The 16,381-nt window shown below is 45.2% G+C and carries 14 protein-coding genes; 10 read left to right on the top strand and 4 right to left on the bottom strand.

Going from position 1 to position 16,381, the window contains the following annotated elements:
- The first annotated feature begins 20 nt into the window (after positions 1–20).
- The 7 genes from AAC978_RS06660 (at position 21) to AAC978_RS06630 (ending at position 8,144) form a co-directional block, all read left to right on the top strand.
- Positions 21–854: a G5 and 3D domain-containing protein gene (locus tag AAC978_RS06660; RefSeq protein ID WP_341547263.1), complete on the top strand. Its 834-nt coding sequence runs from the start codon at positions 21–23 to the stop codon at positions 852–854.
- Positions 855–958: 104 nt separating this feature from the next.
- Positions 959–2,128 (top strand): 3D domain-containing protein, encoded by a 1,170-nt coding sequence (locus AAC978_RS06655; RefSeq protein WP_341547262.1) that lies wholly within the window; start codon positions 959–961, stop codon positions 2,126–2,128.
- Positions 2,129–2,346: 218 nt separating this feature from the next.
- Positions 2,347–3,063 carry an N-acetylmuramoyl-L-alanine amidase family protein gene (locus AAC978_RS06650; protein WP_341547346.1) on the top strand — a complete coding sequence of 239 codons (717 nt, stop codon included), beginning with the start codon at positions 2,347–2,349 and terminating at the stop codon, positions 3,061–3,063.
- A gap of 238 nt (positions 3,064–3,301) precedes the next feature.
- Positions 3,302–4,456: a glycosyl hydrolase family 18 protein gene (locus AAC978_RS06645; protein WP_341547261.1), complete on the top strand. Its 1,155-nt coding sequence runs from the start codon at positions 3,302–3,304 to the stop codon at positions 4,454–4,456.
- A gap of 281 nt (positions 4,457–4,737) precedes the next feature.
- Positions 4,738–5,334 carry a ribonuclease M5 gene (gene rnmV / locus AAC978_RS06640; RefSeq protein ID WP_341547260.1) on the top strand — a complete coding sequence of 199 codons (597 nt, stop codon included), beginning with the start codon at positions 4,738–4,740 and terminating at the stop codon, positions 5,332–5,334.
- Positions 5,318–6,154 (top strand): 16S rRNA (adenine(1518)-N(6)/adenine(1519)-N(6))-dimethyltransferase RsmA, encoded by an 837-nt coding sequence (rsmA, locus tag AAC978_RS06635; protein WP_341547259.1) that lies wholly within the window; start codon positions 5,318–5,320, stop codon positions 6,152–6,154. The genes rnmV and rsmA overlap by 17 nt, the downstream gene beginning before the upstream one ends.
- 220 nt (positions 6,155–6,374) lie before the next feature.
- Positions 6,375–8,144 (top strand): methyl-accepting chemotaxis protein, encoded by a 1,770-nt coding sequence (locus AAC978_RS06630; protein WP_341547258.1) that lies wholly within the window; start codon positions 6,375–6,377, stop codon positions 8,142–8,144.
- Positions 8,145–8,220: 76 nt separating this feature from the next.
- Here the strand turns inward: AAC978_RS06630 and AAC978_RS06625 are convergent, their stop codons facing one another.
- The gene (locus tag AAC978_RS06625; protein WP_341547257.1) at positions 8,221–9,768 is read right to left on the bottom strand and encodes a methylenetetrahydrofolate reductase C-terminal domain-containing protein; all 1,548 of its coding nucleotides are present in this window, start codon (positions 9,766–9,768) and stop codon (positions 8,221–8,223) included.
- A 551-nt stretch (positions 9,769–10,319) separates the two neighbouring features.
- Between AAC978_RS06625 and AAC978_RS06620 the strand changes: the two genes are divergently transcribed.
- A complete protein-coding gene (locus AAC978_RS06620; RefSeq protein WP_341547256.1) occupies positions 10,320–12,086 on the top strand; it encodes a methyl-accepting chemotaxis protein in 1,767 nt (588 codons plus the stop codon).
- Between the two features lie 11 nt (positions 12,087–12,097).
- On the opposite strand, the gene AAC978_RS06615 is transcribed toward AAC978_RS06620, so the two are convergent.
- Together AAC978_RS06615 and AAC978_RS06610 are read right to left on the bottom strand one after the other, a co-directional pair.
- Positions 12,098–12,850 (bottom strand): heparan-alpha-glucosaminide N-acetyltransferase, encoded by a 753-nt coding sequence (locus AAC978_RS06615; RefSeq protein WP_341547345.1) that lies wholly within the window; start codon positions 12,848–12,850, stop codon positions 12,098–12,100.
- Between the two features lie 133 nt (positions 12,851–12,983).
- Complete coding sequence (locus tag AAC978_RS06610; protein ID WP_341547255.1) at positions 12,984–13,835, bottom strand: glycosyltransferase; 852 nt, start codon at positions 13,833–13,835, stop codon at positions 12,984–12,986.
- A 112-nt stretch (positions 13,836–13,947) separates the two neighbouring features.
- Between AAC978_RS06610 and yabG the strand changes: the two genes are divergently transcribed.
- Positions 13,948–14,784: a sporulation peptidase YabG gene (gene yabG / locus AAC978_RS06605; protein ID WP_341547344.1), complete on the top strand. Its 837-nt coding sequence runs from the start codon at positions 13,948–13,950 to the stop codon at positions 14,782–14,784.
- Positions 14,785–15,086: 302 nt separating this feature from the next.
- Here yabG and AAC978_RS06600 read toward each other — a convergent pair whose 3' ends face one another.
- Positions 15,087–15,434 (bottom strand): L,D-transpeptidase, encoded by a 348-nt coding sequence (locus AAC978_RS06600; RefSeq protein ID WP_341547254.1) that lies wholly within the window; start codon positions 15,432–15,434, stop codon positions 15,087–15,089.
- A gap of 136 nt (positions 15,435–15,570) precedes the next feature.
- Between AAC978_RS06600 and AAC978_RS06595 the strand changes: the two genes are divergently transcribed.
- Positions 15,571–16,380, top strand: coding sequence for a cyanophycinase (locus AAC978_RS06595; protein ID WP_341547253.1), 810 nt, complete (start codon positions 15,571–15,573; stop codon positions 16,378–16,380).
- Position 16,381: the final 1 nt, after the last annotated feature.

Below are 16,381 nucleotides of genomic sequence, written 5' to 3'. Positions count from 1 at the left end.
CTTTAGCAGGGGGGAATAGTATGTATTCATTACCTATAGCTACCTATACCGATTATTGGCGTTCCGCAAAGAATCGTAGTTTGACTATGGGTGGAACCTTGGTTATTGCCGGGAGTACTTTGATGACGGTACCGCCTGATGCTTTTCCTGAGAAAATTGAGTGGAGGCTTCCGGTACTAGAGATCGGTGATACAGCATTAACGACAGAAGGGACTGCAATCCCCAGGGAAGAGGGGACGACGGGGATTGAGGGCTCTAGCGTTGATAGTATTAATGTTGAGCCTGCCTTACCGGGTATTAGCGGGCAGGTCGCTATGACCTATCGGATTGAGGATGTGGAAATCCCCGTGGGTACAGAATATATCGAGTCAGACAAAGTGCTACCGGGAAGCTCCCAGGTGAGTGAGGAAGGTCAGGTAGGTACTGAACGTCACGTTATACGCACCACAACTGTGGGGGGGGAGCTGACTGATGAGCATATCATTCATCAGTTTACTCTTAATGCCCCGAAGAAGAGAGTTGTCATTCAAAACACAAGACCTGTTGAACCTCTACCGGTCGACCTAAGCCAGTTTAATATTGTCAGCACCTTTAAAGTAGAAGCTACCGCCTATACCTATACAGGCAACCCGACAGCAACGGGTGTTTGGCCCAGGGAGGGTCTAATTGCGGTAGATCCCCGGGTAATTGCCTTGGGGACCGAAGTCTATGTGGAAGGATATGGGTATGCAATTGCAGCTGACACGGGGGGGGCCATTAAGGGCAATATTATCGATGTTTTTTTCCCCAGCTTTCAACGCTGCATCGAATGGGGTAGAAGACCAGTAACTATCCACATCTTGGCAAAGGAATGACATTACGTGACAACTATGTAAGATAAACCCATATTTTATTGACATACAGCCAAGTTTAGGTTAAAATCCCAATGTAGGTCAGAGTTAAATTATGGAGGGATGAGATGTTAGAGAAGACACGAACTTCGGTCTTTTCCTTAGTTCGTAGCTCCCGCAAAGCCCAAATCTCCGTTACATTACTGACTGTAGTTTTCATCGTAGCATCAGTATTTTTATTGAAGGCCAAGACATTTACCGTTGAAATCGATGGAGGAAAACAAAGCCTCACAACCCTCCATTCATCAGTTGGTGTAGCTCTTGAGCGTTCAAAGCTCGGTATCTATCCAGAGGATATTGTAGAACCAAACCGCGGCACATTAGTCAGCAAAGGACTCGAGGTTAAGGTTACACGAAGTGTACCGGTCGAATTGACGGTTGACGGACAGCTGTATTCAGGAAGAACTACTGCACCCACGGTGGGTGAAGCGTTAGAGGATTTGTCGAATCGTTTAGGGTTGAATCTCAAAGTAACGGATGAGGTTAATATCGATCGTGAATCTATTATGGCAGCCGATGCCAAGCTAGAAGTTCGTCGGGCAGTACCGATTAAGGTCCAGGTCGATGCTCAAGAAATCAACACATATTTAGCGCCTCGCACAGTTGAAGAGGCCTTAGAAAAGCTTGAGATCGTATTAAGTGAAAAAGATAAGGTATCCCTACCTATGAATCATATGCTAGAGGCTGAGGATGAGATCCGAGTGGTTCGGGTAGAGGAAAAAGTGGAAACGATTAAGAGCGAGGTCCCCTACCAGACTGTTGCTCAAGCGGGGGATTTCCCGGTAGGATTGCCCGACCGCATTGTGACAAGAGGGACAAGCGGCGAGCATGAACAGGTCGTTAAGATTACCCTCGAGGATGGTAAAGAAGTTTCACGGCAAGTATTGAGGCAGGAGGTATTGCGTGCCCCTGTCACTCAAGTGGTTTCCCGTGGATCTCAGACTAAAGTTTCTCGTGGTGGGCAAACCATTGAATTTAAAAGGGCTTACTTAATGAGGGCGACCGCTTATTCTGGAGGCGGCGTAACGGCTACAGGTCATAATGTTCGCTATGGGACGATCGCTGTTGACCCGCGAGTGATCCCCTTAGGCACAAAGGTTTATGTTGAAGGATATGGTGAGGCAACTGCACTGGACACCGGTGGTGCGATTAAAGGGAACCGGGTTGATTTATATATGAATACGGAAGCAGCAGCTTGGTCTTGGGGTGTTCGCTCCGTTGTGGTTTATGTAAAATAAGATTAGTTTTATTTATGCCATTTGATTAAATGAAAGTGACCTACACTCCTTTCATGGTATATCGATAAGAAGACTATGGAAACAAATGAAAATGAGGTTCTCCAAATCATGGAGGGCCTCATTTTTTTGCTTCTTCCATCATATCTTGATAGAGAATGCAGAAAGCATTGAGAATATAAAAAGCGTTGCTGATTAATGAAATGCGAGGGGTGAGCGGATTGCGTAAACCCGTTGTGATTCCTGGCAGACGAACCCAGGGTATGGCGGTCATTATTGTGTTAACTCTTATGCTAGGCTTAGTCGTATCAGTATTTTATCAAGGCTCAGCGGCGGTACTTGGTCCACAGGAAATTAAGTATAAGGTTGTGTTGGATGCCGGACATGGAGGCTATGACCCGGGCGCCATTACCAAGCAAGGGATCTATGAAAAAGAAATAAACTTGGAGATGGCGAAACGGATTAAAGAGTTGCTCGGCCCCGCGGGAATCGAGATATCCCTGACTCGGGAAGAGGATATCGATTATGTACCCGAAGGGGTACGTGGCAGACAATCAAAAAAGCGAGCTGATCTTAATCATCGAATCTCTCTTGCTACGCAGGCTGAGGCAGATGCATTGATTAGTTTACACTTGAATGCCACGCCCTCGGGAAGAAATACAGGCGCTGAGACCTTTTATCATTTCCAATCCGAACCGGGAAAGCTGCTGGCCGAGACCATTCAGCAAGAGCTTATTAAAGTCCCAGGAATGAATCGCCGCATTGCCAAGCCGGGAGATTTTTATCTGATTAAGAATTCTCCGATGCCGGCGGTGATTGTGGAATTAGGCTATATCAGCAATCCGAAAGAGTTTGCTAAGCTTCAGCAGCCCTGGTATCAGGATCAGCTGGCACAAGCCGTTGCCAAAGGTGTGGCCAATTATTTTGGTTTGCCCTAAGTGAAAAAATGGAAACACAGTATAGAATAGGCGTAAAATTACAATGACTTAATAATAAATGAAGATTTAAATTGGAATGCTAGGGAAAGAAGGCTAGATTTTAAGATGTTTTAAAAGCTTGAGTTTTGCTAATGTAAAATAGTGGATTCGTATTCTTGCCATCCTTATACATAAGGTGAATTGAAGAGGGGACAATAAAGTCAGGTGACCGAATCAAGATGAAGGAGTTGATTTCTGAATGAAGCGGTTTCTGACTTTTAATTTAATTGCTGTTTTGGTTATGAGCCTTAGCTTAGTGGGGTGTAATACAGCCCAACAGCAAAACACTCAAGCCCCTAATCAGATCGCCACGGAGAGTGGCGAGCCACCAAAAGCTGAGGCAGAGACCCGTCAGGATGTTCTTGGGGAAGAGAAACGCGTTGTCATGGGATTCTATACGGATCCTGAAGGCGAAATCCCCGGTTCAAAGGAAGCCATGATGAAGAACATCAAATTACTTGATGAGGTTTCCTTCTTCTGGTATTCTTTTGATGCGAACGGAAAAATCATGACTACGGGGAAAAAAGATCTAAGTATCAAGGAAGCAGCTCAGAAAAATGGAGCCAAAGCCTATGCTTTGATCCATAACATGCGCGGTGGCCTTTTTGATGCCAATTTGGTCCACAGTGTGTTAGCCAATCCACAGAAGCGTTCCAAGTTCGTTAACAACATTCTTCAGCTGACCCTCAATGAAAAATGGGATGGTGTAGCTATCGATATCGAAAAAACACCACCTGCCGACCGTCAAAACTTCACTGCCTTTTTAGGTGAACTCCACGGTGCCTTAAAGGCGAAAGACAAGGTACTCAACGTATCTATTCCTGCTAAGTTTATCGATTATCCATCCGACCTGTGGTCCGGAGCATATGATTATGCATCAATCGGTAAAAACGCTGACCAAATCGTCTTGATGACCTATGATGAGCATGGACTGGGAACGACCCATGGACCGATTTCTTCTCATGCCTGGGTAAATAAGGTTATTTCCTATGCAGTAACGAAGATTCCTAGAGAGAAGATTGTCTTAGGGCTCCCTGTCTACTCCTTTGACTGGGGTTCCAACAAACCAACCATGCCTGATTACTTATCCTTTGGACAAAGCATGGCACGTGCGAAGAAGCATGGAGTACAAGTAGGGTATGACGAGGAGCATAAGGTTCCTTGGTATACTTACACAGCTAATGGTGTACGTCATGAGGTATACTTCGAGAACAAACAGAGCCTACAACCGAAGATGGAATATGCTAGAGAGCATAAGCTCCATGGCGTTGCAATCTGGAGATTGGGTATGGAAGATCCCGCTATCTGGGATAGCCTAATTAAGACCTACGGAACCAATAAAAATAAGAAGTAAAAGCAAATTCGTATGGGGAACAGGAGTTAAAGCCTGTTCCCCATCTTTGTTGTGAGGAAATCCACCTTTGAGCTTGTCATAGCAGGGAATGAAATATCTATGGAGAAATAGGGATAGTATCGACGTGTTTTGAGAAGGGGCGAAGATTGAAGTATAAAGATTGATTTAAAGTTAGACTCAAACATTATAATTTGTTAAATTTCCTTAGTTAGGGTAATATAGAAAAGCTGTGGATAATACGGAAATTTGATTCTTAGTCTTAGAGAGGGATTGCGTTCAATATGATAGAGGAATTGATAGTGGTCGAAGGAAAAAATGATGCACATGCTGTGCGAAGAGCTTTAGGGGCTGTGGATATCCTGTGGACAGATGGGTATGGATTAACCCAGGAAAAATTGGATTTTATTGCTGAGGCGGCGCTACGGAGTGGAGTCATTGTTTTTACGGACCCCGATTCAGTAGGGGAGCAAATCCGCGCCCGCATTTGTCAGCGAGTCCCGAGTGCTAAACATGTGTACCTTGCTAAAAAGGATGCGCGTTCGAAGAATGATGATGATATCGGGGTTGAAAATGCCCGGCCTGAGGATATACGACAGGCTTTTGAGAAGATAAGAAGTGGTTCTCTCGAGACTGGACAGGAGAAGAGCAGCCAGAGGGATAAGCATATGGACCAGAACATCTTTGAAGCGAAGGATCTGTGGGAGGCTGGCTTAGTAGGGTCGAAGGACTCCAATCAGCGGCGCTTGGCAGTGGGCAAGATATTGGGGATAGGGGATGCAAATGGCAAGCAGTTTCTGCGGAGGTTAAACCTTTTTAGCATTACCCGTGAGGAGTTTGTTGAGGCAGTAAGGGAGGCAGGGCATGGAGAACGCAGCTAATTATACTCGGCGTTTGCAGAAGGGCGGAGCAAAGGCCCGCAAATCCTTAGGTCAAAACTTTCTGATTGACGACCGGATTATCGAGGAGATTGCCACAGCCAGTCTTCGGGATCCTGAGCTACCGATCGTGGAGATTGGACCTGGGTTAGGTGTACTGACCCGCGTCTTAGCGACAAAGGCGGAAAAGCTATGGGCGGTGGAACTGGATCGAGAAAAGGTGACCCTTCTCCAGCGAGAGTTGCAAGGCTTACCTGTGGATATCTTGAATATGGATGCCTTAAAGCTGGATTTGGCGGAAATTTGGGGTGAGCAGAAAGGAGTTCTCGTCGGTAACATCCCCTATTACATTACGAGCCCACTGCTTATGCATTTTTTTGAGCAAAAGGACTCTCTACAAAGTATGGTGGTCATGGTACAAAAGGAAGTGGCTGATCGCTTGATCGCGAAGCCCGGGGGCAAGGAATATGGTATCCTTTCCGTGGCGGCGCAAATCTCTGCCCAAGGGGAGAAGCTTTTTGAGGTTCCGCCGAGGGCGTTCTGGCCAGCCCCGAAGGTCACTTCGGCAGTCGTGCGCTTTGAGCTTCGTCCTTATCCAGGTCTACACGTGTCGGAAAAGGATCTCTTCCGAGTGGTCAAGGCCTCCTTTAGCCAGCGGCGCAAGACTTTAGGGAATTCCCTAGCCGGCGGGCTTAGTCTGGATAAAAAAGTAGTGAGTGAGATTTTGTCCGAGGCTGGCATTGATCAGCAACGGAGAGCTGAGACTCTGAGCATCGAGGAATTCCAGGCCGTGACGGAAGTCGTTTTAAAATCTATTAGATGATAAAAAAGAGAAACAGCAAAATAATTTATATTTTGCTGTTTCTCTTTTTTATACATCTTGCTATTGATCGATCATACCCTATCCTCGGCCAATCCATTCAACGCTTTCGACAAATACGAGAAATTGCAATCATTGATAAATATAGCATTATAATATACAATATAAAAAAGAATAAAATACGAGTTGATATTTATTCTAATGATTAGCGGGAGGACAGTAAGTGAAAAGCATCAAGACAAGATTGATTATGGCTTTTATCTTTACTTCGGCGTTGATGGGCATTGTGGTAGGTGGTTATACGATTTATAGTCAATTCCAGGTTGCAGAAAGCAATACCCAAGCTTATCGGGAAACTCTCTATGAGGAGTACGACAGGGGAATTAAAACAGATGTGGAAATTGCCATTAGTTTAATTGAAGAAGTTTATCAAGAGCAAGTAGCTGGTTTACTTTCGGAGGATGAAGCTCGAAAGAAAGCTGCAGATCTGATACGAGGCCTACGCTTTGATGATGGAAATTATTACTGGATCGACACCACTACAGGTGTTAACGTGGTTTATCTCGGACAGGACACAGAGGGCAAGAGCCGGAACGATTCGGTAGATTCTAACGGTTTTTTCTTTATTCGTGATGGTTTAATTAAAACCGCTGTGGAACAGGGCGGTGGGTTTACGGATTATTTGTTTCCTAGACCTGGTGAAACTGAGCCTCTACCGAAAAGAGGCTATACCCAACTCTTTAAACCATATGGTTGGGTCGTTGGGACGGGGAACTGGATCAACGATATTGAGGAAAAAGTAGTTGCTCACGAGCAGTTCTATCAAGATCAAATGAGGAGTAATATTTCTCGCATAGCGATTGCTATGCTCATAGGTCTTCTAGCTGTCGCAATTTTTGCTTACCGAAGTAGTCAAAAAATGGCTAAGCAGGTGAACCTGGTGGCTCAAGGAGCTAATGAGATTGCTCATGGCAATCTCACTATTGAAAGGATAGTTGTCGATAGTGAGGACGAGCTAGGACGCTTGGCTCAAGATTTTAACTTGATGAGAGATAATCTGATCGAATTGGTAAAACAAGTCTCTATGTCTTCGGAGCATGTAGCTTCATCCACGCAACAATTATCCGCAGGGGCAGAGCAATCGGCACAGGCCGCCAATGAGGTTGCAGCGTCCATTATGGAGGTTGCTAAGGGTACGGAAAAGCAAATGGATGCCGTCAATGATGTGGCTGCTATAGTAGAAGAAATGAGTGCTTCAATGGAAAATATGTTGAACAATACCAAACATGTTGTTGGCTCAGCTGAAGGGACAGCGCAAGCTGCCATTCAAGGTCATCAATCCATCAACACGACCATAGAGGCCATGAGAACAATTCAAACTGGAATGAACCATACCACCTCCTTAGTGGAGCAATTAGGGGTTCGTTCCCTAGAGATTGGGAGAATTGTGGAAGTCATTTCTGGAATCGCCTCCCAAACCAATCTTTTATCACTTAATGCCGCTATTGAAGCTGCGAGAGCTGGAGAGCAAGGCCGTGGTTTTGCGGTGGTAGCCGAGGAAGTGCGGAAACTGGCCGAGCAATCTCAAGTGGCAGCTAAACAGATTGCCGAGTTGATAGGGCAAGTTCAGGTCGATACCAACAATGTTGTCGAGGCCATGAGGTTTGCGCAACAGGGGGTAGAGTCCGGAGCTAAGGTAACAGACGAGGCGGGGAAAACATTCAATGAGATAGCTCAACTCATTGAAGAAGTTACGGAACAGGTTAAGGGAATGTCCCAAGAGATTGAACAAGTGGCTGCAGGTAGTGAACGTATTGGCTCTGCTATTCACCAAGTCGACCAAATAAGTCAAGCCATCGCTGGTCAGACGCAAAATGTATCCGCTTCTACTGAGGAACAATCTGCTTCAGTGGAAGAGATTGCTTCTTCCAGTCAAGTCTTAGCTCGTATGACCGAGGAAATGAATCAGGCCATACGTAAGTTTAAGATATAAGGGTTAGTTCAATAATAGAAAAGCGCCTACGTAAGCATAACAAAGTGCAACGCAGGCGCTTTCTCTATTATTAGAATTATTTCTGTTCTTCTTCCGGAGTAGGGATGCCCAAGATCTTTCCGGAATGGTCTTTACCTAAGAAGAAGTTAGACCATGAGGAGGTCTGATAGAGATCCCAATTAGCGGGAGGAATGTGATGAGAATCTAGGTCTCCTTCTTCACCATATTTTTTAAGTCGGGCATAGGCTCTTACATAAACACACTGTTTCTGGTTGGGATAAACTTCACACCAACCTTGATAACTACCTCCACAGGCGCCATTGCGCTGATTTTTGGGACATTGGGACATGGGACAGAGATAGGCTAATTCGAACATAGCACAATCTCCACAGTCCTTACAGTCATTTGTAATGACTTTGGCAAGGTGCTCTAAGCTATGCTTGCGGTTATCGTTCCGGGCTTTATAGAACTTCCGCATGACCGGGAAAAGGTTTTTGTTAGGGGTGAAGAGCATACTGTGCATCAAGCGCATACCGCTATAGGCCACGCCGACAGGGGCATCTAGAGGTAAGCTCTTTCGATTGACGGGTCTATCGGTGTTGAGACCGGTTTCTGGGTCCTTTTCATAATAGTAGAAACCATTAGGCATAGGGTAATCAAACTCGGGAACGAGAGACATCCATTCTTTGCTAAGTTCCTCGCCCTTGGAGATGATATACTCCACTTGCTCGTATTTGAGATTATGTCCACCGATATGCACGCCGCTAAAGCCCATACCTTTCATGAGGGCATACATCTTGGCCGCTCTTAGTAAGCGAGCACTTAAGCCTTTATCCTCAGCAACACGTTCCTTATCTATTTCAGCTAAGAGTTTGTCCGTCACCACGCAGCCCGGTAGCTGATTCTGGTTCATGATTTTAGCGGCTCCGTAGGGAAGAACATAAATGTTGCCGACTAAGGGAACATTCAAATCATTGAGCTTCATAAACTGCAATACTTCGTGGATTTTTCGGACATCATAGCCAAGCTGAGTGACGATAAACTGCGCACCGCTGGCTACTTTCTTTTTCAATTTATAATACTGGACCATAAGCTCCGCTTCGGCTGCCTTAAAAGGAGAGACTGCAGCACCAGCAAAAAAATCACTGGGCTGATGATATGACATCCCTTTAGGCCCCGGTATACCTAAACCTTCATTCATCTGGGTAATGAGTTCTAGGGTGTGCGTGGGATCGAGGTCAAAGACCGGTTTGGGACGGCCTTGGAATCCTGAGACAGTATAATCCCCGGTCATCACCAAAATATTGCGGACTCCAGCCCGATCCAGAGCATAGAGCTGGCTTTCCATTTGATTGCGGTTCTTATCCTTGCAGGTAAAGTGGACCAGAGGTTCAATCCCCAGCTTGAGAATCTCTTGTCCCAGATAATCAGCGAGTATGGCGGGGTTTCCACCCGGATTATCGGTAATAGTTAAGGCGTGTACCTTACCACCCTTAGCTGCCTGCTCTGCTGCGAGCAAGGCGTTTTCTTGAGCCTTCTCCCGTGCTCCTCTCCCCGGTACCAATTCCCATGTAATGGAGAGAGTATTAGGGTCCAATAAAGATTGCTTAAAACGGTTATCCATACTATCCCTATCCCTTCTCTATCTTTTTTCCACCCATAGCCATTGGAAATTTACTTTAGGGTACTGCCTCCTTCCGATTAGAATAAACAAACAATAAAAACAGGCCACACTAATTGTATAACAATTCGGATAATTCTTTCAATTAGAAAAACATCTTTTTAACAAATTATAATATAGAAAATTATGATTATCTCAAAGAATCGATCTAGTAGAGATAAAAACTACTAGACTAGATTCCCTATCCAAAATATTACACTACTTACATTATCTTTTCAATCGTTATCAAGCGGACAATCACGAATCGGCCATAATTAAATAATCCTATAGGTCTTTAGGACTATAGACATTGAAGATAACGAAATGTTAAAATATTTAGAATAAAACACATATTTGTGATATTTTAGGAATAAATAGCGAGAAATAAGGAGCTCTGAATTGCATGTTGAGAAGGGAGGCAATCGCGCCTAATGGTCTGACCATCAGATACCATTAGATTAAAATGAATTACTTATATAGTATTAAATGATAAATCAGAGGGAGGAATAGGAAAAATGAGAAGTATCAAAGCACAATTGATTACGGCATTTATCATTACGGCAGTTGTAATGAGTGTTATTGTGGGGGGCTATAATATTTACCAGCAGATGGATATGGCAAAAGACAATGTAGAGAGCTATCGGGAGACCCTTTTTGCCGAATATGATCGGGGAATTAAAACAGACGTTGAAATTGCCATAAGCCTAGTTGAAGAAATATACAAGGATCAACAAGCAGGTTTGCTTACTGAGGAAGAAGCTAAGCTCATGGCGGCAAACTTGGTTCGCGATCTTCGCTTTGAGGGGGGAAATTACTTCTGGGTTGATACCATAGAGGGAGTCAATGTAGTCCTCTTGGGACGAGATACTGAAGGTAAAAGCCGGTTAGATGCGGTGGATCCTAATGGCGTCGCCTATGTTAGGAGTTTTGTCAAGAATGCTGTGGAGAATGGCGGTGGCTATTCTGATTATGAATTTGCCAAGCCTAATGAAACAGAGCCGAAGCCGAAGAGGGGATATACTCAACTCTTCCAACCCTATGGTTGGATAATAGGAACAGGGAACTGGGTTGACGATATTGAGTTAGAAGTAGCACAACATGATCAGATGAATCAAAATCAAATGAAACAGGGGCTGGTTACTAGTCTTATTGTTATAGTAATTGGTCTGGGGTGTGTGATTGGTTATGCTTTCTGGATAAGCCAAAGAATTTCTCGGAGAGTTATAAGAGTGGCTAGCGGAGCGAAAGAGATTGCCCAAGGAAATCTCAATAGCGAAAAGCTGGCAATTGATTCGCAGGATGAATTAGGCCAGCTGGCGGAGGATTTTAACTTGATGAAGGAAAATCTTACTCAACTGGTAAAGCAGATTTCCCAGACATCAGAGCATGTGGCTTCTTCATCCCAACAATTATCTGCTGGAGCAGAACAATCTGCTCAAGCATCGAATGAGGTTGCCGCAGCAATTACTGAGGTTGCCCAGGGTACGGAAAAACAAATGAAAGCTGTTAATGACGTGGCAGCAGTTGTGGAAGAAATGGCAGCTGGAATGGAACAAGTTTTGACGAATACAGAATATGTTGTTCGTTCTGCAGAGGGTACAGCCCAAGCAGCAAAGAAGGGTCAGGAATCGATCCATACAACCATCAATCAGATGGATCATATTCAAAAGTCTGTTAACAATAGCGCTTCCTTAGTGGAACAGCTCGGAGTCCGTTCCCAAGAGATCGGTCAGATCGTGGAAACCATTTCTGCGATTGCTGATCAAACGAATCTCTTATCCCTCAATGCAGCTATTGAGGCAGCGAGAGCCGGCGAACAGGGACGAGGATTTTCGGTGGTTGCCGAGGAGGTCCGTAAGTTGGCTGAGCAATCCCAAGCGGCAGCCAAACAGATCGCCGATCTGATTGGGGCGATTCAAAGCGATACGGATAAAGCTGTAGAAGCGATGAAGTATGGAACTCAAGAGGTAGAGACAGGAGCTAAGGTGGTAACACAGGCAGGAAGTGCCTTTGAAGAGATCGCCCAGCTTATTCAAGAAGTCACTGAGCAAGTTAAAGGAATATCTCAGGAGATTGGACAGATTTCTCAAGGCAGTGAACAGATTGTTTCCTCTGTCCATGAAGTGGACCAAATTAGCAAGTCGATTGCCGGACAAACTCAAAATGTTTCCGCATCCACAGAGGAACAATCCGCATCGGTGGAGGAGATCGCTTCTTCTAGTCAGGTTCTAGCCAGAATGTCTGAGGAGATGGAACAGGTCCTAAGGAAATTTAAGATATAAAAGTCATTGGATTATAATAAAAAACCAATGCCGAGAATAATGGCAAGTAGAACGGGTTGATGAATTAAATAGATTGCTAAGGAGTGGCGGCTGATCCAGGTAAAGATGGGATCTGCCGCTCTTTTTTTGTACGTATTAGAAGACATATGATGTTCTTTATTAGATGCTGGGTTTTCAATATTCCCTTTTAGTTCTCGAGAGGTGGCAAAGAAATAACGATAGGCGAGAATCCCCAAGAAGGTTGCTCCACTATAGGGAAATAAGGGATAGTAATCCATTGATGAAAAACCAGGATACATGAGGCCTAGGGGAAGTGCTAAGTGCGTATGTACAACAACTTCTGAGAAATAAAAGCCTAGAGAAAGTGCAAGAACAGTAGCAAAAATGAGGACTGAATTCGGCAGCCTTCGTAACAGTGGATAGAGGAGCAACATTACCCCTAAGAAGTGCAGAATCCCAAAGCGCACGTACTGCTCAGGAAATATAATATAGGTCACCACAGTAATAATCATCCCAAAGAAAAGTATGCGAAGCCCATTCTTAACCGCTCTGTGGCTAAAACCACTGCTCAGTCCGGAGAGGAATATAAACAGAAGAGCAGCAGTTTTACCAACCACAAACCAAAAAGGGGCATTCACATTCACATTAAGGGTGGTCCACTGATCTAAATCATAAACTAAATGATAGAGAATCATCAATACAAGGGCTAGAGTTCGTAAATAGTCAATTACTAGAACGCGTTGTTGGGTCAATTGCTTCACCATCACTTCAAATTAAATGTATGAGTAAGGCCTGTCAACTCCTTGACAGGCCTTACTTTGCGAAGACAATGCCTTCGGGTTTTCCTCTATTATATCAGGTAATATGGTGAACACAAAGTAACAGGATTAGCAATAATCAACCGTTACTCCAGTCAGCATTTCTGGGAATAATTAGATGCTTTTCACAATAGGAATGAGAGGCGTTTAAAGATTCTGCCCAAAGCTGGAGTAAATCAAACCGTCGATCGGGGTGATAGCCTAACATTTTGTGTTTTTCAAGAGAGCGTGTGACCTCTTGGCCTCGGGCAAGTGTCAAGCCCATGACGCAATCCCCTATAATTGTCTCGGCAATAAGACGAGCATGACGGCGGTGTTTACGAGGCGACTTGAGATCCTGATGGCGAATTGAGGTAGCCACCTTGACATTGAGATCATAACGCTTTGCAAACACTAAGGTAAGGGGAGGAATAGCAATAGCTTCAGGGCTAAGCAGGCTGAGGGCTTTAGCTGATAAAGCATGGGGGCCATGGGTGGGAGTGGCATTGCCTAATGTTTGAAAATACCCAAGCTCCTTATTCAAATTACCTCGAAAGCGGAGGACGAGCTTGGCAAGCTTGGCACGGTTTGTAATGTAGGGATAGCAATTAGTTAAGGCTATATCCGTGCCTTCATCCAAAGCGACTAACAAGTCCTGAAGCTCTGTAAAAACATTTCCCGAAATATCCCCATCCACGAAAAGGACACCAGGGGAGTCTGTAGAGCGGGCATAAAGGGCACCGATCGCCCGAGGTACATCAATGCCCAGGGGTTCAGCAAAATAGATAGTATGAATTCGTTGATCCGGGATGGTACGAGTTAAATCAAGGGTTCGATCTGTACAACCATTCAGGACCAAAATGATGCGTTGGATGGGCAACCTTAATACTGTGGTAAGGACGGCAAGAATGCTTTTTTCTTCATTATGAGCGGGTATGACTACATCATACATGCTATCCCCCCTTAGGGAAGCTCTACTTATTTAAAACGTTTTCTCTATATTTATATGCCGTTTTTTATGTTCGGTCATAGGATATAGAGTAGAGGCAGGAAGGAGGTCGCGAATTTTGAAAGTTGGCGACATTGTGGCTAGACAGTCCCATAAACAAGATTTGTTTTTCCGCATTGAGCAGATCATGTTGATGAAGGGTGAGCGGATTGCCATTTTAAAGGGGATTAATCTTCGGCTGATTGCCGATGCCCCTCTTCATGATTTGATTCAAAAGAGTCCTGCAGAGGTTGCTCATTACCAGCGTGAGGATGACCAAGATATATATAACAAACTGAGATTCGTGGTTAATCAGCGTAAATTTGTTCAGGAAACAGCACAGGATGAATTCTACGAAATCCCAGGTCGGATTCTCCATCTTGATGGGGATGAGGACTATCTGAAGCAATGCATTAAGACATATCAACAGCTGGGACTGGAGGCTAAGGGAATCTGTATCTCTGAAGCTGAGCAACCGAAAAAAATTAGGAATGTTCTCCAAGAAAACCCCACGGATATTGTTGTACTCACAGGTCACGACGGGTTTTTAAAGGGAAAAAAGGATTTTAGGAGCCTTGATAGCTATCGGAGTTCACGCTATTTTGTGCAATCCGTCCTCGAGGCTCGCCGCTTTCAGCCTAATCGTGATGCCCTGGTTATCTTTGCCGGGGCCTGCCAATCCAATTACGAAGCCATCATAAGCGCAGGAGCAAACTTTGCCTCCTCCCCTAAGCGCACCTTGATTCACGCCTTTGACCCCGTCTTCATTGTGGAGAGAATCGCCTTCACACCCATCGATCGCATGGTGTCCCTCAAAGAAATCATCCAGCATACAGTCACAGGAACGGACGGTCTGGGTGGAATTGAAACCCGGGGTCAGCTCCGCAAAGGATATCCTAGAAGCCCATACTAATTACAATGGCGCCTGCAGGTGAATGCAGGCGCTTTTACATGCAAGTTAAAACTTGAAAAACATGACCCAAGGATTTTGATTTACAAAAGAGAGCGACTTCAAAGCGAGCAGGATGCCAAACTTCGCGAAAAGCATGCAGCGGAGTCGAATTGGAAACAGGACGTTTCCAACCAGCTACGAGCCAGGAGGCGATTTAGCTGGGCATTCGACAGAGCGGAGTGCTTGAGCGATTAGTTTGGTACTGCGCAGCTTTCTTAGCGAACGATGTAAACAAAATCATGGAGACAAGCTCTCAAGCTTCCCTAATCAGTAATAACCACCGGAGTTCCCACTCCCACCTGATTATAAAGAGCCTCCACATGATGATTATGCATACGAATACAGCCTAAGGATGCCTGTGTGCCGATGCTAGAAGGCTTGTTGGTCCCGTGAATCCCGTAGTCCGGGAGGGACAGACCCAGCCAACGGGTGCCAAAGGCACCCCCGGGGTTCATGATCTTCGTGGCAACTGCGTAACTACCGATGGGGGTGGGTGTGGCATTTTTACCCACAGCGCAGGGATAGCTGGCTAAGAGTTGATTCCCGTCATAGAGCTCCAATTGTCGTGAGGAGCGACGAATAATAATTTTTCGTTGGGGTATAGGATTCATGGATGTACCTCCTTCTCGTTTCCTAAAATAGTTTATGACTTGCGTGAGTAAAGGTTAATTTTGAATAATCTTAGTCACTTGTGGCGGAGAATAACTAAAGATGAAAATCCCATGAGGTAAAAAAGGGAGGAATTCCATGAGCCATTATGTGGAGGGTAAACTCTTAATTATCGGTGGCGCCGAAGATAAAAAGGGAGAATGCAAAATTCTGAAGCGGTTTATTCATGAGGCCGGTGGCAAGGAAAGTCACTTGGTCGTCTTGACCGCGGCTACTGAATTACCGGAACAGGTAGGCGCGGAATATAAGGATATCCTTCTCGGCTTAGGAGCAGCCAAGGTTGAAGTCCTCGATATACCTGAACGCCTTGCTGCCAACGGGGAGTCCATATCTCAGGAACTACAAAAAGCCACCGGAGTTTTCTTTACCGGAGGGGATCAGCTTCGTATTACGGGGGTTTTAGGAGGCACTCGCCTTGGGAAAACTCTGCATCGTCTTTACGAACGCGGGGTAATTATTGCCGGGACGAGTGCAGGAGCCTCGGTGATGTCGGATACCATGATTGTCGGCGGTGAAGCCGGTACGGCCAAAAAAGACACCCTGACCATGGCCCCCGGGTTAGGGCTTCTCCATTCCGTCGTTGTGGACCAACATTTTGCGCAAAGGGGCCGCATCGGTCGCTTACTGACGGCGATTGCTCAAAATCCTTATGTCCTGGGGATTGGTATTGATGAAGATACCTCAATCCTTGTCTATGCCGACGGACATTTTACTGTCGTGGGCAGTCAGACAGTGACTGTAGTAGATGCCTCACCCTCTATCGCCAGCAATGTATCAGAAGTTTCCCCTGGACAGGCACTCGTGCTCACCCCGGTTCTTATGCATGTTTTAGCCGATGGGTATAGCTTCGACATGAAACGACGTGTCTCAAGCATGACACCCGTTTAGG

The sequence above is a fragment of the Desulfitobacterium sp. THU1 genome, assembly GCF_038181555.1.
Taxonomy (GTDB): domain Bacteria; phylum Bacillota; class Desulfitobacteriia; order Desulfitobacteriales; family Desulfitobacteriaceae; genus Desulfitobacterium.
The sequence above is the reverse complement of the archived record's forward strand: the minus strand, read 5'-3'. Positions and strand labels throughout refer to the sequence as shown.

Bases quoted from the DNA above. Each gene is read 5' to 3' on its own strand.
- AAC978_RS06620 (WP_341547256.1), top strand. From the start codon at position 10,320: ATGAGAAGTATCAAAGCACAATTGATTACGGCATTTATCATTACGGCA.
- rnmV (WP_341547260.1), top strand. From the start codon at position 4,738: ATGATAGAGGAATTGATAGTGGTCGAAGGAAAAAATGATGCACATGCT.
- AAC978_RS06615 (WP_341547345.1), bottom strand. From the start codon at position 12,850: ATGGTGAAGCAATTGACCCAACAACGCGTTCTAGTAATTGACTATTTA.
- AAC978_RS06595 (WP_341547253.1), top strand. From the start codon at position 15,571: ATGAGCCATTATGTGGAGGGTAAACTCTTAATTATCGGTGGCGCCGAA.
- rsmA (WP_341547259.1), top strand. From the start codon at position 5,318: ATGGAGAACGCAGCTAATTATACTCGGCGTTTGCAGAAGGGCGGAGCA.
- AAC978_RS06600 (WP_341547254.1), bottom strand. From the start codon at position 15,434: ATGAATCCTATACCCCAACGAAAAATTATTATTCGTCGCTCCTCACGA.
- AAC978_RS06660 (WP_341547263.1), top strand. From the start codon at position 21: ATGTATTCATTACCTATAGCTACCTATACCGATTATTGGCGTTCCGCA.
- AAC978_RS06625 (WP_341547257.1), bottom strand. From the start codon at position 9,768: ATGGATAACCGTTTTAAGCAATCTTTATTGGACCCTAATACTCTCTCC.
- AAC978_RS06610 (WP_341547255.1), bottom strand. From the start codon at position 13,835: ATGTATGATGTAGTCATACCCGCTCATAATGAAGAAAAAAGCATTCTT.
- AAC978_RS06645 (WP_341547261.1), top strand. From the start codon at position 3,302: ATGAAGCGGTTTCTGACTTTTAATTTAATTGCTGTTTTGGTTATGAGC.
- AAC978_RS06655 (WP_341547262.1), top strand. From the start codon at position 959: ATGTTAGAGAAGACACGAACTTCGGTCTTTTCCTTAGTTCGTAGCTCC.